Genomic DNA, 23,136 nt, shown 5'->3' on the forward strand with positions numbered 1-23,136 from the left:
AAGGTCATTCCTTTACTGCACCTGCCGTAAGTCCTCCAACTATCTGCTTTTGCAGAAATACGAATACAAGAACAACTGGCAGAACCAAAATCGCACCATAGGCCATGATACAATTCCATTTCGTTCCGTATTTGCTTATGAATTTATAGATGTTTGCAGTCAGCGGTCTCATCTCGGGCTTAACGTTGAAGGTCATGGAATATGCCAGATCATTCCATCCGTTAAGGAAAGAGATTACCGTAACCGTTACGATTCCTGTGCGTATTGCAGGAATCATTATGTAGAAAAATGATTTTATTACGCCGCAGCCATCAATTCTGGCAGCCTCATCAAGAGATACCGGTACAGCCTTAAAATACGGGCGAAGAGTCACCACAATAAACGGCACAGAAGCAGATGAAATAGCAAGAGCCGGAGCAAAATATGTGCCCAGAAGATGGAGCCTGCTGAAGGTCAGATACATAGGTGTCAGCATCAGCGATGCCGGAAGCATCTGTGTTACAAGGAATATCAGAAGGAAAACCTTTCCTCCCTTTACTTTGTATCTGCCGATTCCATAGGCTGTCGGAATTCCGAAGAGCATTGACAGAAGCATTGAAAGCAGCGCAATCAGGGTACTGTTTCTAAGGGACTGCAGGAAGTCTCTGTCAGAAAAATTTACTATCCAGGGCTGCAATGAAAAATTGTGGGGATAGTAGGTAAGCGTCTTTCCAAAGATCTCTGAATCCGATTTTAATGACATGGTTATAAGCCAGTACAGCGGGAACAAAAACACTACGGCAATAATTATTGCCAGTATGCTGTACACTATATTCTTCTTTCCGGTGGGAGTCTTCAGATATTCAATAAAAGGGTTACTCTTTTTATTCATCCTAATCATCCTCCCTTGTGATAAGCTTCAGGTAAAACAATCCGACTACAAACAGGCACACGAACAGAACAAGCGCCGCCGCCGAACCCTGCGAAAATTCATATTTTGTAAAGGACAGATTGTAGGCATAGGTTCCAAGCACATCCGTGCTGTTTAAGGGTCCTCCGCTTGTCATGATAAACATGAGGTCGAAAGCCTTGAAGGTGTAGATAAATCCAAGCATCAAAACCGCAAGGATCGATGATTTCATAAGAGGTAGTGTGATGTACCAAAACCTCTGGAATGGCCTTGCGCCATCAACCGAAGCACTGTCCAAAATGTCCTGAGAAATGTTTGTAAGACCTGCCGTAAGAAGCAGCATGTTAAAGGGTATTCCAACCCAGCAGTTAACCGCAATGACCGCTCCCAGAGCAGTTTTCGAGCTTACAAGCCATTCTACGGGAGATGATACAAGACCTATTTTCAAAAGAAGGTCGTTTATAACACCTTCGGATACGCCGAACATGTTCTTTCCAAGCATAGCAGTAACGGACATGGGCATCATGTATCCAACAAGCACAAGGCCTCTTATAGGGCCTGCAATCCTGAAGTCCTTTGAAAAGAGAATTGCAAATAAAAAGCCCAGGGAAAACTGCACAATGAGGCATGCTATTGTGAAGATAAAGGTGTTTTTAAAAACCAGTAAAAATGTGGGATCCTTAAACAGATTGGAGTAGTTCTGCATTCCGATAAATGCAGAGGTACCCTTTGCAAAGTTTTTTACATTTGTATTTTTAAGGCTGAGAATTACGTTGTAGACAAGCGGATAGCCAAGGATCACCAGTATATATATGACACCGGGCAATATGAAGGCATAGCCCTCAAGTGCCTGTTGTCTTTGTCTTTTGTTTTTCATGCATGTGGCTCCTTTTTCAGAAACAGCCAGACGAAACCGCCTGGCTGTCACATTTACATTACTATCTGGTCCTGATTACTGAGCTATAGGATTTGCCTCCAGGATAGGAGCAACTTTTTCAGCTGCTGCTTTCATAGCTGTAGCTGCATCGCTCTCACCAATGAGAACTGACTGCTCAGCTGTATAAAGAGCTTCTGAAATTGTGGGCCACTCAGGATGAGGTCCTCTTGCAACTGCATAATTCATGGAGTCATTAAATACTGCGTATCTCTCATCAGCTGTCCAGAAATCCTTAAGGGTTGCAGCATCAGATCTTACTGCCAGTTTTCCTGCAATCTCACACCAGTCAGCATTATGCTGTGCTGTCATCATGTACTTAAGGAAATCGATGCACTCATCTCTGTACTGTGTTCCGGAGCATACTCCGAAGTTCTCACCGCCGATAACGGAAGCGTTCTTCTTATCCTTGGGAAGAAGTGCGAATTTATAATTGTCTGTGCTAAGAGTAACATCACCGCTGTCGATCTGAGAAATCTGCCATGTACCTGACTCAAGCATTGCTGCCTTGCCTGCTGCGAATGCATTGAGGGCATCTCCCTGTCCCCAGTTGATAACTTCCTTACTCATGATACCCTCATCAACGAGCTTTCCAAGGAAATCTACTGCGTGAACAGCTTCTGCTGAGCCAAGATCTGCAACACTTGCTCCTGCTGAATAGATCCAGGGAATAAGCTGGAATGTACCCTCTTCATTACTGATGGCACTCATTGCAAAACCGTATACACTGTCAGCACTGTCAGTGCAAGCCTTTGCTATTTCGTAAAACTCATCCCATGTCGTAGGCGGAGCATCATATCCGTGTGCGCTTAAGATATCCATGTTGCAAAGAAGTGCGAGACAGTTGGAGTTATTGGGAAGTCCGTATATTCTTCCGTCAGCATCCTTACAGCTGCTAAGAGGTCCTTCATAGAAATTGTCGAGCTCGCCCCAGGCATTAAGCTCATCAGTGATATCCTCGAAAACGCCAAGTGCGATGTAGGAAGACATATCAGGTGAATCAACCATTCCGATATCAGGAAGCTCTCCTGAAACAGCACCTATTGTGTACTGGTTCATAAGCTCTTCTCTTGAAACGAAGGTACATGTAACCTTGATTTTATCCTGAGAAGCATTGTATTCATCTGCAACCTTGTTAAGAGCGTCAGCTTCATGCTCAAAATAGTGCCATACTGTTACTTCAGGAATTCCGTCAGACGGCTTTGCAGATTCAGCAGTAGCCTCGTCCTCAACGTTTACCACAGCCTCAGGCTCTGAGGTCTCACCGGTTCCTGCAGAGGATCCGCAGCCTGCTAACATTGTAGCCATCATAGTAGTAATAACCATTAAAGATACCAATTTCTTTTTCATTTTTCTCTCCTTCCACACATAAACAATAGTTATCAGTGCTTCTGTTAAAAATATATAAAAAGAAGATTTTTGCATAAACTGATGTTTTTAAGAAAAATTTCATTTTTTGGAATGCATTATTAAACTTAGTGCAAGAAATAAAGAGACAGATTTAAGATTAATCTTAAATCTGTCCCGCATATGTATCAGACCATATTTTCCAGCACATATTCCGTAATGGTTTTGCCCGTGACATCGCGAAAGACCTTTGCAAAATATTTGGTGTCCGTGTATCCAACCTTATAGGCTATGTCATCTCTTGACTCGCCCGATTGAATAAGGAGCGTCTTTGCAACGTCCACGCGGTATCTCTTTAAATACTTCACAAAGCTCTCATTCATCTCCTTAGCAAAAAGGTTGCAGAAATATTCTGCTGTGATGCCAAGCCTTGAAGCCAGCTCTTTTTGTGAGAGCTGTGAAGCATATTCTCTTTCAATTATCTTAAGGCTTTTCCGTATAAGAGGGTGGCAGTTTTCCTTCTGCTCGTCTCTTGAAGCCTCCTCCTCTTTTTTTGTGATATTTGAAATGACCTGTTCCACATCATCCATAATGAGCGGCTTCACCAGATAGTCAGTTACGCCTAGCGAAATGGCCTGTCTTGCAAACTCAAACTCCTCGTAGGCACTTACAATTACAAACTTAACATTCTGGTTCTCTTTTCTTACCTCTCTTATGAGATCAAGTCCGTTCATGTAAGGCATCTTGATGTCAGTGAAAACAACCTCCGGCTTACACTTTCTGATAAGCTCTAAGGCCTTCTGTCCATCGGCAGCATCTGCAACAACCTCGCAGTCATCGGATACTGTCTGGATAAGACTCTTAAGTCCCCTACGTGCTCTCTGCTCATCCTCAACAATTATTATTCTCATAAAAATCCCCCCCATAAAACTTACGCGCTAAAATCATACCGTCATATGCCTTAAGACTGATTCTAGTGCAGCTCTCCCTCAGGTATTGGGAGCTTAAAAAGAAACTCTGCCCCATTACCCTCATTAGTTCTTAATAATACTTTAACACTTTCTCCGTAAAAAAGCTTTATTCTTGAGTAAGCATTTTGGATACCGATTCCCAGTCCTTCAGTGTCCACATCATTGCCTTCGAGGATCTTTTCTATCTTACCTGCAATCTCCGCCGGCATCCCTTTTCCGTTATCCTTTATGGAAACTTCAATGCAGTCATCGCCTCTCCTCGCTGTTATATCGAGCTTTCCACCGGACTCCCACCCCTTGAAGCCATGTATTATGGCATTTTCAACGAAGGGCTGAAGCATCAGTTTGCAGCAGGGCCATTCCATAACATTGTCATCAACATCAATCTTGTAATCAAAGGTATCCTCAAGCCTTGCCTTCATAAGGAACAGATACTGCTCTATCCATGCAAATTCCTGATAGAAGAAAACATGCTGGCTCTTTTGATCAAAGGAATACCTGAGGATATTTGAGAGCTTTTTAATAAGCACTGATACGTTATGATTACCCTCTGCTATTGCTTCGTAGTTAATGGTGTTTAGCGTATTGCAGATAAAATGTGCATTTATCTGAGTTTCAAGTGCGTTTCTCTCAGCTTCGTGCTGCCTCTCAATTGATTCCACAGCCTGTCTGTGATTTATCTCAACCTCTTTTTCTTTCTGCTCTAACGCAACAAGCATCTCGTTGTAGGCAGAAGCCAGCTTCCACACCTCATTGGAGCCCTGAATTTCAATCGGAATGTGCTTTCCGTTATGAGCTATGTAGTACATGGTTTTCTTGATTTTCCGGATAGGCCTCATGATATTTCTGATATCCACAAATATAACAAAACACAGTATCAAAATCAGTGCCGCGTAAAGTGGCATAGCTTTTCTGAAAATCGAATCTATATGCTCCATCATGGCGGCGCCGTCATAGGCAATACTGAGCTTCCATCCCGCTGAAGGTATGCCGGCAGTCTTTGCTATAAGATTATTTGTTTCTATATAGTTTTTTTCATCAAATCCAAGGAATTCGTCGTTTGAATGACATATTATGGTTCCATCCTCGCCGCTGATGAAACCGATGAGATAAGAGATCTGACTTGAATAGATGTAGTCAATATATTTTTGAAAAATATCCGCACTAAAGCTGAGACACAGCACATAATCTATGGCATTAAGTCCGTGTCCCGTAACCATCATAGGAAAAAAAATCTGGAATACATTTTGGGAAATATCAGATCCGGATGCTGTTTCATCTTTACTTACAACGAATCTGGGAATTTCGTTATTGGCTGCTTTTTCAAGAACATGCTGATATTCAGACCTAAGATACTCATTATTATCTTCTTCCCACAGCGGGAAGCTTGAGATATTATAGGTTGTATTTTGGAAAACAACTCCGTCCTTATCAAGTACGGCCATAGCATAGAGCTTTTTCGAATTCCTCGCATAGGAGCCCAGAAGTGTCTGGAGGCGCATTTTATTTGCATAGGTATCGTCCTCCACATACCTCTCGATTGCAGAAGTTATCTCGGATGAAGTCGCCATAATAGCTCCGGCACTTATATACTCTTCGAGCTGAAGAGCAATCATATCCTGAGCACTGCTTAGAATCGACTCCTCCATACTACTCTGAGTCCTGATGAGATTATTGTAGTAATAACTCCTCAGATAGTGTTGGAAGATAAATGCCATTCCTATTACAGAAATCATGTAAAGGAGCATAAAATGGCACCATATATGAGATTTATAGTAGTCCCTTATTTTCCCCAAATACATTTTTCATACCCCTCTGAATTATGTATTATGCGTTATCAATCAGTTCAGGCCTTATCACAGCAAAGAACAATCCGGCTGCAATCAGCACTGATATAACGTCAGAGCCAAGCTGGGATGAGATAACTCCCATGTAACCAAAAAGCATCTGGAAAGCCGTGATAACTGCGGCATATACAACGCCCTGTCTGCAAAGCGAAAGAATCAGCGCAGGAAGTCCCTTACCCATAGACTGAAAGGTACAGATAGTCACAAGACCAAGTCCCATAAGAATCATGCCGGGCATCTGGAGACGAAGCATTAGAACCCCCTTATCTATAAGTGCCTCGTCCTTTAAGAATGCTCCAATGAACAGCGGCGCAAAAATACCGACGACAGCTGCCATTAATGCCGCTGTACCTCCAACAATTCTGTATGCAAAGGAAAGGACCTTGCGAAGACGCTTTTTATTGCCTGATCCATACACATAGCCTGTAAGAGGCTGTCCGCCAAAGGCAAGTCCTACTATCACAAGCATTACAATGTTTACTATCTTAAGTACGATACCCATAACCGCGATTGAATCACTGCCATAACCCTGAAGTGCGCGGTTTGTGAGAGTCATACCGATGGTCTGAGTAAAATTGGTAACTGAAGCAGGAAGTCCTACAGCAAAGATTTTCCCAACCTCTCCCGGCTTAAGTCCAAATTCACTAAGCTTAACGGACAGACCTTCACACTTGCTAGCTGTGTACCAGATTGCAAACGCATCAGAAGTGATATACCCGATAACTGTAGCAATGGCTGCACCTGCTGCCCCCATGCCAAACCCGAAGATGAAAACCGGATCAAGAATAATATTAACTACAGCGCCGATTATTGAAGTGATCATCGAGGCATTGGGATGTCCAACCGTTCTCATAAGGTTCGAAGGAACCAACGCGTAAATAATGAAGGTACTGCCAAGCACCAAGAACTGATAATACTGGGACGCATAATACATAGTGCTGTCATCCGCACCAAGAAATTTAAGGATAGGTGTCTTGAAAACAAGAAGAATCACCATCACAAACAAACCGAAGGCTATCGCAGCATACATGCAAAATACGCTGAGTCTCTTTCCATCCTCTCCCCTACCTGCGCCAAGAAGTCTTGAAATATAAGAGCTTCCGCCCAATGCAAACATATCACCAAATGCAAGGAACAAAGTGAAAAGTGGCGTACATATTGAAACACCAGCAATAAGTGAAGTATTCCCCGTAAGTGCAATAAAGTATGTGTCCACCATGCTGTAAACCAGCTGGACCACCATACTTAGTACTACAGGAATAGCAAGCTTTAAATACGCCTCCCTTATTGGTGCTTTTTCAAATAATTCGTTACTCATCAACTACTCCTTAACACCTGATAATTCAATTCTATCTCTTAGGCAGTCGTTACTGTAAGTCTTTTTTTCATAACAATTCCTCATAGATACTTTTCAACCATTATACTAACATCTTTCTGTAGTTGATTTCTAACTGAATCCGTTTTTGTTATGACTACTAGACTTTTCTCATTTTTATGATCTTCGACAAGTAGATTTTTTATAAAACATCCCCAATCAGGCCCAAGCTGCGGGCTGGTAGTCCGCAATTAAGTAAAAATAGTACCGAGCAATGCCCAGCACAAGTGCCATTAGCGCGTAGTTAAATACATACTTTTAAGTTCAAGGTTTATTCACAAAAATGTCCTAAAATAATACAATAATCAGTCCGGTGTTCACTTTTTTGTACCGGAAGCGTTTTATATCTTATGAAGGGGGTTCATATCATATGAAAAAGAATTTAGCTGTTTTTATCATGATGGCAATGACGACTGTGGCTCTTTTTACCACTGGCTGTGGTACCAGCACCAGTAAAGCTGCTGCTCCTGATAAAGGAAAAATAGGCATCATAGGTGCAATGGAAGAGGAAGTCGGCTACCTCAAGGAACAAATTGAAGGAAAGAAAGTTACTGAAGTTGCCGGTATGGAATTCTGCGAAGGTACTATGGACGGGAAAAAGGTGGTCATAGTTCAATGCGGAGTTGGAAAGGTTAATGCAGGAATCTGCGCTAACACGCTGATCAACGACTTTGGATGTAAAAAGGTCATCAATACCGGTGTTGCCGGCTCATTGGACAATCAGATCGATATTGGTGACATAGTTGTTTCCGTAGATGCTGTTCAGCATGATTTCACATGCGAAGCTGTCGGCTTTGCAAAAGGTGAGATTCCGTATACAGGTATTTATGCTTTCCCTGCTGATGAAGCAATGCGGAAAGAGGCTGTAGAAGCGGTTAAAAATGCAGCTCCGGATATTCATGTTTTTGAAGGCAGAGTTTGCAGTGGTGATCAGTTCATTTCCAGCCAAGAGCAAAAGGATAAAATACTGTCTGATTTTGGCGGATATTGCTGTGAGATGGAAGGCGGCGCCATAGCTCAGGTCTGCTATCTTAACAAAACGCCTTTTGTAATCATACGTGCTATATCAGATAAGGCAGATAATTCAGAAGCCGTGGACTACAATACCTTTAAGGAAGCAGCCGCCGCTAATTGCGCCAAAGTTGTTGAATACATGGTTAAAAATATGTAAGACTTATCGATAAAAACCAAAGGCTCCGGCAAAAATGCCGGAGCCTTTAGTTTTAACAATTATGATCCAAAATTAGCTTGAACAATGCCGTATTCTGATAAGCCAGAGGGCTGTCATACTCAAAGGCGATGATGCCATCCTCGGGAGCAATGACCTCCTGCAAAACTTCGGAGGTGTAGGGATCCGTTATGTATGCCAGAATCTGACCCTTTTCAACGCTGTCTCCGGCATTTACCAGAGATTCCAAAAAACCTGCGCGGGCTGCACGAAGGCTTACTAGTTTTTCACTCTCGATAACCCTTGCATCATAGCAGGCGAGCTCACGAAAATCGATTATTCCTTCCTTTGATAAAAATCCAAGAACCGCGTTCACGCCCTGCTTGGCACTCTTTTTATCTATCTTTTCAGTGCTTGATGTATAGATTGAAAACGCATCCGTCTCCCAGATCTGCCAATTGTAATTAAGAGTCGCTGTGTCAAAGGGTCTTGGCTTGTGAAGGACTACAAAAGGGAGCCCAAACTTTTTTGCGAGCTCTATGTTTTCATTTCCGGTTTTCATCATCCTGACCTGGGGCACAAAATATCCCGGCATGTAGAAGGATGCGAACTGGATTCCGTATTTGTAATCATTTATTTTTTTAAAAATTCCATCAGCAATTCTCTGGGTGGTCTCACCCTTGTCATAACCGGGAAACATGCGGTTTATATCAGTGTTGTCTATGCCCCAGAATCTCTTTTTGGTATTGACCGAATATGGATTTCCGCAAGGGATGACCATGATGGATTTCCCGGTTTTTATCTGCCCCTCTTCCTCAATCTCCTTTAGCTTAGCTATGAGACGGCTGCAGGCGTACATCTGCTGATACTCGTTTCCGCGAAGACTTCCCATGATGCATACTGTCTTTTCACCATATCCAAATTCATAGCCCATTATTCTGAAATCGTCACAGTACAAGCCCTTGAACGAGTACAATTCTATCTCTTTCATTACTTCTCCACCAAAATTATCTTCCTGCTTATTTTCTTTAATTTCATAACAGTACTGTACTTAAAACATATTTTAAGCATTCTCTTCAAAAACTTTCTTCTTCAGTATCCTTCCCATAAGGGACCCCTCCTCAACAATCGGGTATTCTCTCACAGTAAAAAGAAGCCCCGCTTCCGGTGCCTTTATTCCGGACAAAATCTCTCCCGTCAGAGGGTTTATAATTCTGCCTATTTCCTCGTTTTCCTTAACGAGATTCCCATGGCATTTTTCCTTCATATAAACTCCCGAGCAGGGTGCATTTAAGTAGCACACATCGTCTCCGCCGGCATCGTAGGCAACTATAGGATCGCGAACTTTTTTAACTTCACCATTCCATATGTCAAGATTGCTCATAAGTGAAAAGATGCCGTCTGTCAGCTGCTCACCATATTCAGGTGTAATTCTCATTCCAACGCCCATCTCAACGACAAGTGTGTTAGTGCCTCTGCTGTTTAGCGCGTATGCCAAAGTTGATTCAAGTACGGTGCTTGCTCCGTGAACCCATATAAAATCCATGTTGGACTTTTTCGCAATAGGCACAAGAACATCTGCATTTAACTCATTTATTCTTATCTGAGGCATCTCAGTAAGAAAGATATTGCTCGCGTGAATATCGATTACAAGGTCAGCTCCCTGAAGCTCTTCTACAATTTTAGAAGCCAGATATTCATTCATATCTCCCTCAGAATTCCCGGGAAAAATCCTGTTCATATCAAGGTCAAAGGCCGGAATTCCTCTTGTGATCGAATCTATTCCAAAGGGATTCATGGCAGGATAAATATCTACTATTCCCTGCAGGTTATCCTGATTCTCCCTTATGCGCCTTGCAAGCTCAAAGCAAACATACTGTCCTTCAAGCTCATCGCCGTGAATGCCGGTTACAACGCATATTCGCTTACTGCCTGTCCCCTCTCTGCGCAATCTGTGTCTTTTTATGACCAGCCTCTCATCAACAGGAAGCGGAATACTTATAATATCATCAATACTTTCATCAATATGATTCATTAAAAACCTCTTCTACGATCACATTTATCTCCTGGGTCTGGGTTACGTTCCCGATGAAAATCCCCTGATTTACCAGGCAGTCACCGGCGTCTCTTCCGCAGGATATTTTTATATATTCATCTCCAACGATTTTATTGTTAGTTGGATCAAACGGGAGCCATCTGTTTTTATCCCAGATTTCAACCCATGCATGGGAGCTGCCCTCTCCCATCATCATTCCCGCAACATATCTGCAGGGAATTTTCTCCATTCTGCATAGTGCAAGCATTATATGAGCATAGTCCTGGCAAACACCGGCTCCCCCTTCAAATGCCTGTTCTGCCGTGGTGCTCATACCGGTTACCCCCTGCTCATATTTGAATGACGCAGACAGCTTTTCCATTATGATCTGTGCCTTGGATTCATTGCTAAACCCAGTCATATCAATGTCTCTATAAAAATTTATTATCCCCTCACCCGGCCTTGTTATGCCGGTCTGGTATCTGTACATGCCGACTTTATGCAGTTCTCCCGCCTTCTCTGAATCAGAGAGTCCGGTTACCGCAAGGCCGTTTACTTCAAACCCGAAAAAATTATGGTATTCATTTGTATACCCGAAAAGTGTGATATTTCCATGTGAATCAGTATCCTCACTTGTTATGTGATCAGGATAGACTGATATCGATACATCCTTAATCCGCTGCATATCCGTGAAGTGTGGAATGCATTTTAGTGAAAACCTGTGGTCTCTAACCGCATCACTGAAGGTCAGCTTCATGTGGTACCCGAACTTAAGTCTTTTCACTTTTCTTAACCTACAAGCTCCTCAATTGACTCTATGAGAGTGTCGTAAGGAGGTTCCTCAAGCTGCACCAGATAATTCACGTGTGCCAGCGTTTTGGGATTGTACCGCATGGTGCTCTTGTCAATTCGATTGACAAGCCTTCTTGTTGCTCTTCTAAGCTTCTCGGGTTTTTCTTTCAGTCGTGCGTATAAATCGATTCTTTCAACCAGTTTCCCAACATAGATCATATTTCTTATCTGGGATTCATCGATGTCATCATCAGCCATTCCCCAAAAGGCCACCAGATTGTCGGTGACCTTCTGCAGTCCAATTAGAGGAGCCTTCGAAAGGGCTGCCTGGTTCATGGCATAAACCGCAAGCTGTATATATGAAAGTGTATCGCTTCCGATTTCTTCTCTTAAGACGATGGCGTTGTCATACGCCCTCATCAGATTTGAAAATATTGAATTCTCATCATTTAGTGAAAAACAATATTTTCTGGCAAAATCATCTCTTGATCTGTAAATATTGGGGATATCCTGGCTCTTACAAAACTCAAGGTATTCCTGCTCTGTCACATCAATCATTGAATCGAATCTGGATTCAAAAATCTTTATTGTCGAATATACCCGCTCGGTGTATCTTCCAAGCCAGTACAATCTGTCTGTATTTTCTACTGAGATAATACCCATGTGTCTTTAAAACCTCCTCCCTGTGAAGAATTAACGATAAATGAATCAGGGTTCCGTGAAAATCTTGTAAGTCCGCTCTTCCATACCATAGGTTCATCTGCCATAAGGACAAATGCACGAAGATCCGCTTTTCTCGGAAGAAGCTCACCCTTCTCCATGATATCTATATCAAGAAAATCTATAACCTCCTGAGCTATGAATCTCCTGGGTTCTCTGCGAAGTGTCTCCTTAAATGTCTTCTTCTGATCCTCTGTCATTTTACTTCCGAAAACAACTCCATATCCGCCTGCCTCAGCCACATCCTTAAGCACCAGCTTGTCGAAATTGTCCATGACATATTTCATGTCCTCTTCATAGTAAGGAAGATATGTGGGTGCGTTATTAAGAATCGGTTCTTCATCCAGATAATACCTGATCATCTTTGGAACGAAATAGTAGATTCCCTTATCATCGGCAACTCCGTTTCCGGGAGCATTAATAAGAGCAACATTTCCTTTTCTGTAGATATCAAAAATATGAGGAATGCCAATGACTGACTCCTTGTTAAAGTTCATTGGATCAAGATATTCATCGGAGATTCTTCTGTAAACTGCACCAACCCTCTCTTTTCGTCCGGAATAATCAATGAAATAAAGATGGTCGTTTTCAACTATAAGTTCACTCCCCGAAACAAGATGTGCTCCAGTTTCTTCTGCCAAGTAGGAATGTTCAAAATAGGCCGCATTGTATCTTCCCGGGGTCAGGATAACTGTGTGCCCGCCCGTGTTTACATAGTCCATTGTGCGGCGGAGTAGATCTGCATAATTTCTGTTATCCTCAATGTGCTTTCCCGCAAAAAGATCAGGTGCACTGCGTCTTGAAAGCCTTCTTGCCATCATGGGATATGATGCCCCCGATGGAATTCTAAGGTTATCCTCAAGGATATACCACTCTCCGTCCTTTGCCTGAACCAGGTCAATTCCTGAGATGTGGGAATATATACCCTTGGGCGGTTTTATCCCCTCGCACTGCGGAAGATACCCGCTTCCGGCATAGATAAATTCCTCAGGTACCACGTTATCCTTAACAATTTTCTTATCACCGTAGATGTCTTCTATGAAAAGATTCAGAGCCTTAACTCTCTGCTTTAATCCCTTTTCAAGATAAGCAAATTCCTTCTTGTCAATGACTCTTGGAATCATGTCAAACGGGAAAAGCTGCTCCCTAAACTCGTTGTTCTTGTAGATACCGAATTTAACCCCGTATCTTGCAAGCTGCTCATTGACATCTGCAGCACCTGCGTAGATTTCCATATCTTCGATACGTTCTTTTTTGCTGAAAATATCCGTATAAGATGTCATACTCGCTTCCTCCTCTTCTGTGCCCCTTTATAATTGTTACTAAATCCCCTCATGCTGTTTTTGGAAGCGTCTTTCCTTTAAATCTTTTATGATGAGTTCCATGTTTAGCAGAACTCCTACAAAAATACCGATCAGCGTATCCAGCGATCTGTTCAGAACAAACAGATATGGATTTTCATCCATGAGGTGGTTGACAACTATACTTAAGAACACGACGCATGAAAAATATGAAGCTTTTTTCTGATCAATAAGTACAGTAGTGTAGATAACCGGTATAAGTGCCAATGAAATAATGCAGTAGTTTAAAAAGTCATCTCCTATGTCTACGATTTTTAGTTTTATCAAAATATAGAGAAGTCCATATACAGCACCTATGAAAGTACCGATAATTCGTTGGACTGCATTGCCAATTGTGTTTTCTGTCTGCTTTTGTATACACCATAAAACCGCAAGCGCTGAGTAAAATGGTGTTCCCTGTTTCCCCCTTAGAAAATAAATTGCAAAGCATATCAGAACTCCAAGCGCAGACTTGATTATTCGCATTCCGATATGCGGAAGTTTCCGTGTTCTAAATATCTTCATCTAACCTCAATCATGTTTTGTCAGCTGTAAAAATCATCAACCCTTGTCATCCGCACTTTCTGATATCATTTTCGATATCAGTTGCTTCAATGATTTCCTGATACAGCGCATCTCTTAGTCTGAACAAGGTCTCTCTGTCCTTACCGCCAACAGGCTTTCCATCAAGCTCATCCACATACATGCATACATTTGAGGATGAAGTTACGATGATCTCATCAGCCTCCCAAAGGTCCTTTAAGTAATAGGGGGTCTCACTGACTCCGATGCCCAGCTTCTTGCACATTCTTACAAGATGAGCTCTCGCAATACCGGGAAGGATCAGTTCATCTGTAGGCGCGGTATAAACGATTCCGTCCTTGATGATGTGACAGTTGCAGTGCGCACACTCGGTAATCCGTCCATCCTTTCTGTAAAGAATAGTCTCATCCTTTCCCGCCTTGTAGGCCTTCTCCGCATATAAAACTGATGGCAAGAGATTAAGTGTCTTGCAGTTGCAATAGTAGAATCTCTTATCTTCCGCTGTCACACATTTGATGGGCTTTTGACAATCGTTAAGTGTTTCAGGCTTTATCATTACCCACAGATTTCCGGGGCCCTTTTCATAAGTATGGTTACGGATTCCGGTTCCTCTTGTGCAGGCAAAATATACAAAGTTTCCACCTGTATCCATCTTAAGTACAAGTGACTGAAGAAGCTCTTTAAGCTCGCTCTTTGAGCAGGGAATCTCTATGTCCAGTAAAGCTGCCGAATTAAATAATCTGTCTATATGCTCATCAATTGCAAAAAGCTTATAATTTCTTGACGGGCCTGCATCATACACCCCATCTCCAAAAAAGCAGACCCTGTCGTTGAACGGAATAGTCATCTTATCCAGTTCGTCATACTTTCCGTTGTAATATCCTAGTGTTTTCATCTTTCATCGCCTCCTCTTTATAGTTAAGGAAAAGTTCCTAAACCGGAACAGATTCCTCAGTATGCAGTGCATCTAAAATCTCATATTCAATGCTCATATTTTTTCCATCCACGCTGATGCTTCTATCCTTTGTAACACCATCAACGCTTCCGATCGATACCGTCTTTTTTATAAATGATCTTACCCACTCATATTTGGGTACCAGCTCTGTTTTACTAAGTCTTGCAAGGGCAGTGATTATTCCGTAAGCCCCCCAGTTGGAAACCGATGCAATAACAGAAATGTCAGCAGGTATGATGCAGGGTTCAAGTGACAGCTTTCTGGAAATCACTCCCGCAATCTTTCCCATTCCTATTTCATTTCCGCCATCACCAACGCCTATGGATGGAATGATTCCCTGATATCTGATAAACATTTCATCTATGGGAGCCGTGTGTTCACTGATATCTTCCCCTCGCATATTGGCGTAGTATCCAAATTTATTCCGGCCACATCTTTCAACTGATATCATTCCCTTTGGATCGTATTCATTAACAATCTCATCGATTCTGTCTTCCGAATCACTTATTCCGATGTAGATGATCTCTACATTTTCATTGTCAAAAAATCCTCTGCAATACTCATCGGTTATGATCACCGGTTTATATCCAAGCTTTGAGAGCGCATGGGCAAGAGCAACAGTTCCAACGGGCCCATCAGTTTCGGCATATCCTGCAACATAAAAGCCGGTTGTCAAAAATACATAACCTTTTTCCCAGGAAAAAATCTCTCTTGCTGCTTTTGTGCAGTAATCCTCTGACAGGTAAAATCTTATGTCTGACATTCCCCTGTTAGAGTGCCTCAGAATGATATCTTCAATTGATTCGTTTTCATTAGCTTTCTTCATATCCACACTCCAAAAAAAGATTTTTTATACTGCGATACGATGTTCCTCAATCACATCTCTGATCGAAGTAATCTCAACATTTTCACGAACAAGAGCTTCGTGTATTTTCTTTGCAAACTCCACTGCCTTGATTCCATCGCCATGAAGACAAATTGAATCGGCTTCAACTCTCACTCTGCCACCTGAAATTGTCTTGACTGTACCTGTTTTTATCATCTCTATGACTCTGCTTATAGCCAGTTCTTCATCAGTAATAACTGCTCCGGCAAGGCTCCTATCTACAAGAGTTCCATCGTCGTTATAAGCTCTGTCAGCAAAGACTTCACTTGCGACTAAAAGGCCCGTTTCCCTTGCTGCTTCAACCATCAGACTTCCTGATAATCCAAGCAGTATTAAATCCTTATCAACCTCGTATATTCCTTCAGCAATAGCTACTGCCAGCTTTTTATCCTTGGCTGCCATGTTATACATAGCTCCATGGGGCTTCACATGTGATAGTTCCACATCATGGGATCTGCAAAATGCATTCAGTGCACCAATCTGGTATTGCACCATGGCCTTCAGCTCCTTGGCTGATACAGCCATCCTTCTTCTGCCAAATCCAACAAGATCAGGGAAGCCCGGATGTGCGCCAATACTCACCTTATATTCCTTTGCCATGGCAACTGTCTTGTCCATAACAAGCGGATCGGATGCATGAAAACCGCAGGCAACGTTTGCTGAGGATATATATTTGATCACGTCTTCATCCATTCCGCATTTATAATTTCCAAAGCTCTCGCCCAGATCGGCATTAAGATCAACCTTCATACAAAACCTCCAAAGAATCAATATTTCAAACTGACATTTTTTACATCAGTTATAAACATATGCCCCGGCGAATGAGTGATACAAAAATCCGGTTTAGAGTTCATCACCACAGCCTGAGGTGTAACTCCGCATGGCCAGAACACCGGAACCTCACCATCTCTGATTTCAACAGAATCCCCAAAATCAGGTTTGTTTATGTCACTTATTCCTATTGCCTTTGGATCACCAACATGTACCGGTGCTCCGTGAACCTTTGGCATCTCGCCTGTCACAAGTACCGCCTTCGGAACCAGTTCATAGGGTATAGGTCTCATGCTCACCACCATATTTCCACTGAACACTCCTGCCTTTTTACAGGCAATGTTTGTTATATACATGGGAACGTTACAGCCCTGTTCGATGTGTCTTATGGGGATACCTGCTTTCATAAGCTCATCTTCAAATGAAAAGCTGCAGCCTATAAGAAAGCTTACAAGATCATCTCTCCAGAATGCGTTTACATTCTCGTATTCACCCTTTAGTTCTCCATTTTCAAATACTCTGTACTTTGGAATATCTCTTCTGATATCTGCTCCTCTTGCAACCTCCTTAATAAGCACTTCTCCCTCCTCAAGGACCTCAAGTATGGGACATGCTTTGGGATTTCTCATGGCAAATAGCAAAAAGTCGTATGCATATTTTTTAGGGAGAGAGATAAGATTTGCCTGAGCATATCCTTCGCACATTCCACTGGTCTGACCTGTTATCTTTTCCTCCCTGATGAGTTCTCTTACTGCCATGGGAGTCTCTTTAGCATATATATTTTTTTCTGTCTTACTCATATCATCTTGCATGAACTGCCTCCGGATAATAGATCATTTCCAAACCTGGATTTGATTCATATATACTTGTCAAAAAATCAAAATAGTTCCATTTCTGAACATCTGTGATATCTACTTTTTGGAACCGTATTACATCACCGGGTCTCGCCTGTGCCAGATACTGAAGATCTTCACTGACCACTGTAGCTATCTTCGCGTATCCACCGGTTGTCTGATGATCAGCCATAAGGATTATTGGCATCCCGGATGATGTGATCTGAATTGATCCAAAGGTTATTCCATCTGATACGATGTCAGTAGGTGCCTTTGCTTCTATAGTTTTTCCTTCAAGCCTAATTCCCATTCTGTCTATATCAGTGGATACTTTATAGGAGCCATTCAGAAAATCTAATAACCCGTTCTCTGTAAAGTAATCATCCTGCGGTCCGAGAATCACTCTCACCTGTATCTCGGATTGGTATATCTTTTGTTCAGCTCTTCTTTTAAGGAGCCTGTTTACTCCGTGATTCAAATATCTCGAAGGCCCTATTTCAAGCACGTCTCCTGCCTGTAGTTTTCTTCCTTCGAAGCCTCCGATTGAGCACTTTATGTTTGTTGATCTGCTACCGAGAACAACCGGAACATCAACCCCACCGGCAAAGGCCAGATAAGCTCTGATTCCGTTTTTGGCAAATCCGAATTTCAGTGTCTGTCCTTCCCTTGCCAGATAGGTTCTTCCTCTTAGTACATCCTCCCCATCAAGCGTTGCCTCCATCTCAGCACCCATGTAGCCAAACACATTATCACTTAGGAAAATCAGCTCCGGTCCCATCAGGGTAATCTCCAGAGCAGCTTCATCCTTTTTATTTCCAACCAGATAATTTGCTTTCCTGTATGAATATTTATCCATGGCTCCGGATTCGCTTATTCCGGAATCCATGTATCCGAATCTCCCCTCATCCTGTACAGTTGTCATCGCTCCGGGATTTACTATTCTTATGCTCATACCTTTATCTCCCCGTCATCGAAACCGCCTCTTCGTATTCGTTTTTATAGTTCCCAAGTTCAATCTCTCTTCTGATGTCATCGTATTCATCCCTGAAAATCGGCTTAAATCTTATATATTCTCCCGCTTCACAAAGAATTGGATGCTCTCTTTTTATGTCATAAAAATCAAGTGGTGTGCTCCCTATGAGTCTCCATCCTCCGGGAGAATCTACAGGATAAACTCCGGTCTGTGCTCCTCCTATTCCGACTGACCTTGCAGGTATTTTTGTTCTTGGAGTTTTCAGTCTCGGAATATTTATCCTCTTATCAAGTCCGCCGAGATATACAAAGCCCGGAAGAAATCCCATCATGTAAATTTTGTATTTTTCAGCCGAATGGATTTTAACTATCTCCTCCCTGCTAAGTCCCAATTCCGTTGACATATCCGAGAGGTCAGGTCCAAAGCTGTCATCATAGCAGCAGGGAACAATCAGTGTTCTCTTTGACTCCGCTTCGTCTTTATCCTTATATCCCAAAGACTTCACAGTGCTTACCAATCTGACATAGGATATTTTTTTCGGATTATAAAAAACCATCAGGCTTCTGTATGTCGGAAGGATTTCACGAACGCCCTTTATTTTCCTATTTCTTATTGATGCAGCCATGGAAATAACACTATTATTAATTTCCTCATCTATTGTTTTTCCAAACTCGATGACCAATGCTTCATCGCCCGCAGGTAAATATCTGACATCCATACAATCACCTTCTTCCATGACACAAAAGGCGAGGTTGTCCTCTTGTGACATCCTCGCCTTTTTATATAAAAACAGGCGAAGAGTTCCATGAATTATGAAACGTCCTCGCCTCGCTTTTTCGATATTTAATTTAGTTTTTTGTTTATAAGAAATCCGAAAGATTCATATAAACAAAAACAGGGCCATGCATCCAATGCATAGCCCCTTTGCTTGTACAAATATTACACCTTGACTTCAAAAAGTGCAACACCATTTTTTATTTTTATGCACTCATTGCCTCACTAAGATATTCGACAATAGGCTCAATATATCTGACATCAGAAGCATCATACGAGTGGTCGATCATGGCACCCATATCTCTTAGCCTCTCTTCCTTGCTCTTCTTAAGGCTACCTGCGTATGCCTTCATAGTAAGCTTTGATGCCAGATTCATCTTTTCATAGTTGATTCCGCCCTGGCAGTAGAATGCTTCAATATATGTCTTCTGCTCATCCGTAAGAATTTTGTTTAATGCCATTTCCGCTTCCTTAGACCCATTGAGAGCTGCGCCTACTGAAACTATCACAAGGCGCTTATCCTTCCAGTTCTCTGCTTTCTCAAAAAACCATTTCGCCTTTGCGACCTTCCCGCACACGCACCAGCCCGCATATACAATTGCATCATATCTGGTAAAAAAGCTGCCGTTTTCACTCTGAACGTCATTAACATCAAAAAGATCTGCGTCCATCCTCTCTGCAATCCACTTGGCATACCTTTTTGTGAATCCTGTCTGTGATGTGTAAATAACTAATGTCTTCATAACTTACTTAGCCCCTTTACTTTATCTTCAATATATTTGACTTTTTCCATATAACTATTTCTCATCCTTTTGATCTTTTGTCTGTATGAAGATCATTCCAAAACATAATCCAAGTATCACTCCTGTCAGGCTGTGGAGTGCCGTTCCGAAAGTTATGCTCCAAAGTACTAACATCGAAATACTAAATATATTGTTTTTGAGCCAATTCTTGGGAGCCTCGGATTTATTTCTTTCAATTATTGATGTAGCTTCTGCTCGCTTATTCATTTTTGTGTATTTTGTTGTCGATGTCTCAGCTGTCACATCTCTTGCAGGTAGCTCGATAGCAGTAGTGTCTATTATCAGTTCTTTCATTGTTGTTTCCTCCTCATAATATGCACGACACATAGAGAATTTCCTGAACTATAGAATATCCAAAAATAAAAAACAGACTGACCGTTACACTCGATTCAGTCTGTTTTACACTGTTTTGTCTATTTATATTAGTTCAATGCTGCTTTTTTCATTGGTATTACTCTGACTTACCGAGATAAAACCACTAAATACAACAATCTACTCAACCCTTGCACACAGGGTTCTCTCCTGATTCATGTCATGATAGATATAGATGTTATCGGAAGAAACAGCATAGGCAGCAATGATATCCTTTAATGCATGATACTCCGACTCGGGATCTGCAAAGAGATTTCTTGAATCCAAAAGAATATCTGGATTAAATCTCACCGTCTTCTCATTCTCGAAAATTGCATTGTACAATATTCCGGACTCCACAAGGTCCTGGAAGAAGTGGCTTCCATAGGAAAGCTCAGGGTTGTAGCCCACCTTTGAATTGGCGATCTCGCAGACGGCGTCAAACTCACTGATATCCGAGAAGGTTGTGGGAACGCCAAGCTCAGGAGAAGAAGTTCCGACTCTTCCGGGCACCATAAGAAGCATGTGTTTACCCTGACCACGCATCTTCCAGTTGATGTGGCCGATGGCGCCTGCAATCTTGTGCTTATCCGCATAGGGCATGCTGTAGTATTTAACGGGATCGACATAGACGATCATATCAAGCTTCTCTGACCGGGACAGTCCCATGGCAGAACGTCTGCACTCAAAGAGCACATTAGAAGGATCGATATTCTCCGGAATTTCAAGCTCCTTTACATCCTGGTAAACCTGCAACGGTCTGCACTGCAGAATGTTTATCACATAGTCACCGCTCTCTGAGAAATTGATGGTAAACTCTATGTCCACAGGGTGCTGATACTCATTCTGAAGTGTCTTTAGGATCGCCTTCATCTGCTCCATAAGTTGCTCTTTTTTCACCAGGCCCAGGCATGAGATGAACTCAATATTTCTGTCCTCTCCTCTGTCTCTGAACATTCTCTCTGTGTCAGTATCGTGCTCTAAAAGTAACCGCTTCAGGAAAAACGGCATAAAGGGCTCTATATCATCAAGGGATACTCTCTGAAGTTCCCTTGCAGTACGGTTCATAAGCTCAAGCTTTCTCTGAGAATACTGATGCCTCTCAATAGAATTACGGGCAGTTGTAGCGGTGGGTTTATCAAGGCTTACAAGTCTCGGATAGGACCCTTCCGTCCTGTCAACGGCCGAGGTTCCAAGTCCCATAACAAGTCTTAGCATACCTGCTGCCTGGTCAAATGATTCCATGAACTTATATGGGCTGTAGGAATAGCCAACACCGGCAGCACATGGCATATAATACTCGCCATAATAAGATCCCGAAACTCTCTGGACCAGAAGTGCCATCTGCTCATCTCTCTCCTGAAGTCCGCGTCTGCTGCGGTAATCCAGCGCTGATCTGCTCATTGTACTTGCATAAACTTCCCTGATAGCATTCTCAAGCTCCTCAACTCTCTGCTCCATACTTCCGGAATTTGAGCAGAAGACAGATTCATATTTTCCTGCAAAAGCGTTGCCAAAGCCGTCCTCAAGAATCGAACTGGATCTCACGATTATAGGGTCCTGACCGTAGTACTCAAGGAGCTTAACGAACTGCTCCTCCATGTTCCTCGAGAATTTTCCTGTGCGCAGGTGCTCAGCAAACTCCTCAGCCACAGAAAAGAACTCCTCTTTGCTACGCTGTCTTATCCTCAGATCCCAGAATTCATTATCAACAATGAAGGAATAGAACACATCCGAGCCTATGTAGAAGGAATCATGAGGCTCCAGATTTTCAAAGACATCAGGACACTTGTTCTCAATGATCTTTCTTGCAAGCAGCATTCCGCAGGCCTTACCACCGATCATTCCGGTTCCGATCATCCTGTCCTTAACCTCCAGATAATCAGCCGGAGTAAAGTGTTCCTTTATCATCTCACGGAGCCGCTCATCACGGCTCATCATGATGTTGCACATTCGATTACAGTTCTCTGTGACATCAAAGCCGCCCTCATACATAGTCCTTGTCAGATTGAAAAATCTATCCCAGCTGTCCATGTTGTCGCTGTCCAGCATAGACCCGCTTTTCCCAAGTACCTGATAAAAATGACTTGCGATAACACCATCCAGAATAGGCTTAAAATCTCCGCTTTCAGGGTTGTAGAGATGCGGAAGAAACATTGTCTCAGAGTAGCGGTTCCACACCTTATCAGGACGCACATATACATTTTTCGAATCGGAAAAAACTTCAAGAAAAAGCTGCGTGGTATCCCTTATCTTGGCGATAGCCGCAAAAGAATGCTTACCTCTTATAAGCGGGAAGAATGCAACTGTATCAAGAATAAAAAGATAGGGACATGTAACTCTGAAAAAGTTGCCCATCATAAGGTCAGTAGCCCAGGCAGTCTGCAGCTCTGAGAGGCAATCAAAGACATAGAAGCCGTCACGTCCTTCTCTTTCTATATGCTTGTGAATCTCAACGGTGAAATTCTCAAACCTGTGGTTTAGCTCCACATTTATGACTTTTAGCCCCTCCTGCTCCTCTAAAAGAGGTTCGTGGGTTGCAAATCTGAAATAGATAAGATTTCTCTTATCCTCAATAGCCTGCTTAACATAGGGCTTCACAAAAAGCTTGAACTCTTCAAGGTTATCGACACGCCAGACAACATTGTCGCCAAGTCTGATATTATGAAAAGCCTCGTCCATCTGCGGTATTCCCGAAAGAACTCTGTCAAATGCTGCCATAGCATGCCTCCTTGGTAGAAAAAATCAGCCTGAAAATAGAACATGATTACTTTTAAAAATTAATGAAAAAACGGACAAAGGAATCTGAAACAGACTCCTTTGTCCGTA

22 protein-coding genes are annotated in these 23,136 nt (G+C 42.4%); 1 reads left to right on the plus strand and 21 read right to left on the minus strand.

Annotated elements, in window-relative coordinates; all coding sequences use genetic code 11:
* Window positions 1-4: 4 nt before the first annotated feature.
* The 6 genes from G586_RS0107625 to G586_RS0107650 all read right to left on the minus strand — a co-directional run bounded on the left by G586_RS0107625 (window position 5) and on the right by G586_RS0107650 (window position 7,306).
* Window positions 5-871 carry a carbohydrate ABC transporter permease gene (locus G586_RS0107625; protein ID WP_051204638.1) on the minus strand — a complete coding sequence of 289 codons (867 nt, stop codon included), beginning with the start codon at window positions 869-871 and terminating at the stop codon, window positions 5-7.
* A gap of 1 nt (window position 872) precedes the next feature.
* Window positions 873-1,766 carry a carbohydrate ABC transporter permease gene (locus tag G586_RS0107630; protein ID WP_026527276.1) on the minus strand — a complete coding sequence of 298 codons (894 nt, stop codon included), beginning with the start codon at window positions 1,764-1,766 and terminating at the stop codon, window positions 873-875.
* Window positions 1,767-1,841: 75 nt separating this feature from the next.
* The gene (locus G586_RS22160) at window positions 1,842-3,173 is read right to left on the minus strand and encodes an ABC transporter substrate-binding protein (RefSeq protein WP_051204639.1); all 1,332 of its coding nucleotides are present in this window, start codon (window positions 3,171-3,173) and stop codon (window positions 1,842-1,844) included.
* A gap of 185 nt (window positions 3,174-3,358) precedes the next feature.
* On the minus strand, window positions 3,359-4,081 hold the full coding sequence (locus G586_RS0107640; protein ID WP_035772780.1) for a response regulator transcription factor: 723 nt from the start codon (window positions 4,079-4,081) through the stop codon (window positions 3,359-3,361).
* Between the two features lie 62 nt (window positions 4,082-4,143).
* Entirely contained in the window at window positions 4,144-5,943 is a 1,800-nt protein-coding gene (locus G586_RS0107645; protein ID WP_081674276.1) for a sensor histidine kinase, read from the minus strand.
* 25 nt (window positions 5,944-5,968) lie between these two features.
* Window positions 5,969-7,306 (minus strand): MATE family efflux transporter, encoded by a 1,338-nt coding sequence (locus tag G586_RS0107650; protein WP_026527279.1) that lies wholly within the window; start codon window positions 7,304-7,306, stop codon window positions 5,969-5,971.
* 427 nt (window positions 7,307-7,733) lie between these two features.
* Here G586_RS0107650 and G586_RS0107655 point away from each other — a divergent pair, with 427 nt between their 5' ends.
* Window positions 7,734-8,534, plus strand: coding sequence for a 5'-methylthioadenosine/adenosylhomocysteine nucleosidase (locus G586_RS0107655; RefSeq protein WP_081674277.1), 801 nt, complete (start codon window positions 7,734-7,736; stop codon window positions 8,532-8,534).
* Window positions 8,535-8,586: 52 nt separating this feature from the next.
* On the opposite strand, the gene G586_RS0107660 is transcribed toward G586_RS0107655, so the two are convergent.
* The 15 genes from G586_RS0107660 to G586_RS0107730 all read right to left on the minus strand — a co-directional run bounded on the left by G586_RS0107660 (window position 8,587) and on the right by G586_RS0107730 (window position 23,028).
* Window positions 8,587-9,522: a M14 family metallopeptidase gene (locus tag G586_RS0107660; protein WP_026527281.1), complete on the minus strand. Its 936-nt coding sequence runs from the start codon at window positions 9,520-9,522 to the stop codon at window positions 8,587-8,589.
* A gap of 72 nt (window positions 9,523-9,594) precedes the next feature.
* A complete protein-coding gene (locus tag G586_RS0107665) occupies window positions 9,595-10,566 on the minus strand; it encodes a M14 family metallopeptidase (RefSeq protein ID WP_026527282.1) in 972 nt (323 codons plus the stop codon).
* On the minus strand, window positions 10,553-11,350 hold the full coding sequence (locus tag G586_RS0107670; RefSeq protein ID WP_026527283.1) for a transglutaminase-like domain-containing protein: 798 nt from the start codon (window positions 11,348-11,350) through the stop codon (window positions 10,553-10,555). The genes G586_RS0107665 and G586_RS0107670 overlap by 14 nt, the downstream gene beginning before the upstream one ends.
* 5 nt (window positions 11,351-11,355) lie before the next feature.
* Window positions 11,356-12,021, minus strand: coding sequence for an alpha-E domain-containing protein (locus tag G586_RS0107675; RefSeq protein WP_026527284.1), 666 nt, complete (start codon window positions 12,019-12,021; stop codon window positions 11,356-11,358).
* The gene (locus G586_RS0107680; protein WP_330363251.1) at window positions 12,003-13,361 is read right to left on the minus strand and encodes a circularly permuted type 2 ATP-grasp protein; all 1,359 of its coding nucleotides are present in this window, start codon (window positions 13,359-13,361) and stop codon (window positions 12,003-12,005) included. The genes G586_RS0107675 and G586_RS0107680 overlap by 19 nt, the downstream gene beginning before the upstream one ends.
* 39 nt (window positions 13,362-13,400) lie before the next feature.
* Window positions 13,401-13,943: an FUSC family protein gene (locus tag G586_RS0107685; protein ID WP_026527286.1), complete on the minus strand. Its 543-nt coding sequence runs from the start codon at window positions 13,941-13,943 to the stop codon at window positions 13,401-13,403.
* A 46-nt stretch (window positions 13,944-13,989) separates the two neighbouring features.
* Window positions 13,990-14,856, minus strand: coding sequence for an aminotransferase class IV (locus G586_RS0107690; protein WP_026527287.1), 867 nt, complete (start codon window positions 14,854-14,856; stop codon window positions 13,990-13,992).
* Between the two features lie 37 nt (window positions 14,857-14,893).
* Window positions 14,894-15,742: a DUF4392 domain-containing protein gene (locus G586_RS0107695; protein WP_026527288.1), complete on the minus strand. Its 849-nt coding sequence runs from the start codon at window positions 15,740-15,742 to the stop codon at window positions 14,894-14,896.
* Window positions 15,743-15,766: 24 nt separating this feature from the next.
* Window positions 15,767-16,552: a LamB/YcsF family protein gene (locus G586_RS0107700; RefSeq protein WP_035772782.1), complete on the minus strand. Its 786-nt coding sequence runs from the start codon at window positions 16,550-16,552 to the stop codon at window positions 15,767-15,769.
* 17 nt (window positions 16,553-16,569) lie between these two features.
* A complete protein-coding gene (locus G586_RS0107705; protein WP_051204650.1) occupies window positions 16,570-17,373 on the minus strand; it encodes a putative hydro-lyase in 804 nt (267 codons plus the stop codon).
* Between the two features lies 1 nt (window position 17,374).
* Window positions 17,375-18,358, minus strand: a complete 984-nt coding sequence (locus G586_RS0107710; RefSeq protein ID WP_026527291.1) for a biotin-dependent carboxyltransferase family protein — start codon at window positions 18,356-18,358, stop codon at window positions 17,375-17,377.
* A gap of 4 nt (window positions 18,359-18,362) precedes the next feature.
* Entirely contained in the window at window positions 18,363-19,115 is a 753-nt protein-coding gene (gene pxpB, locus G586_RS0107715) for a 5-oxoprolinase subunit PxpB (RefSeq protein WP_051204640.1), read from the minus strand.
* A 244-nt stretch (window positions 19,116-19,359) separates the two neighbouring features.
* Entirely contained in the window at window positions 19,360-19,896 is a 537-nt protein-coding gene (locus G586_RS0107720; RefSeq protein ID WP_026527293.1) for a flavodoxin domain-containing protein, read from the minus strand.
* Window positions 19,897-19,950: 54 nt separating this feature from the next.
* Window positions 19,951-20,250: a hypothetical protein gene (locus G586_RS0107725; RefSeq protein WP_026527294.1), complete on the minus strand. Its 300-nt coding sequence runs from the start codon at window positions 20,248-20,250 to the stop codon at window positions 19,951-19,953.
* Between the two features lie 198 nt (window positions 20,251-20,448).
* Window positions 20,449-23,028, minus strand: a complete 2,580-nt coding sequence (locus G586_RS0107730) for a PEP/pyruvate-binding domain-containing protein (RefSeq protein WP_026527295.1) — start codon at window positions 23,026-23,028, stop codon at window positions 20,449-20,451.
* Window positions 23,029-23,136: the final 108 nt, after the last annotated feature.

This window comes from Butyrivibrio sp. VCD2006 (assembly GCF_000423925.1).
GTDB lineage: Bacteria > Bacillota > Clostridia > Lachnospirales > Lachnospiraceae > Butyrivibrio.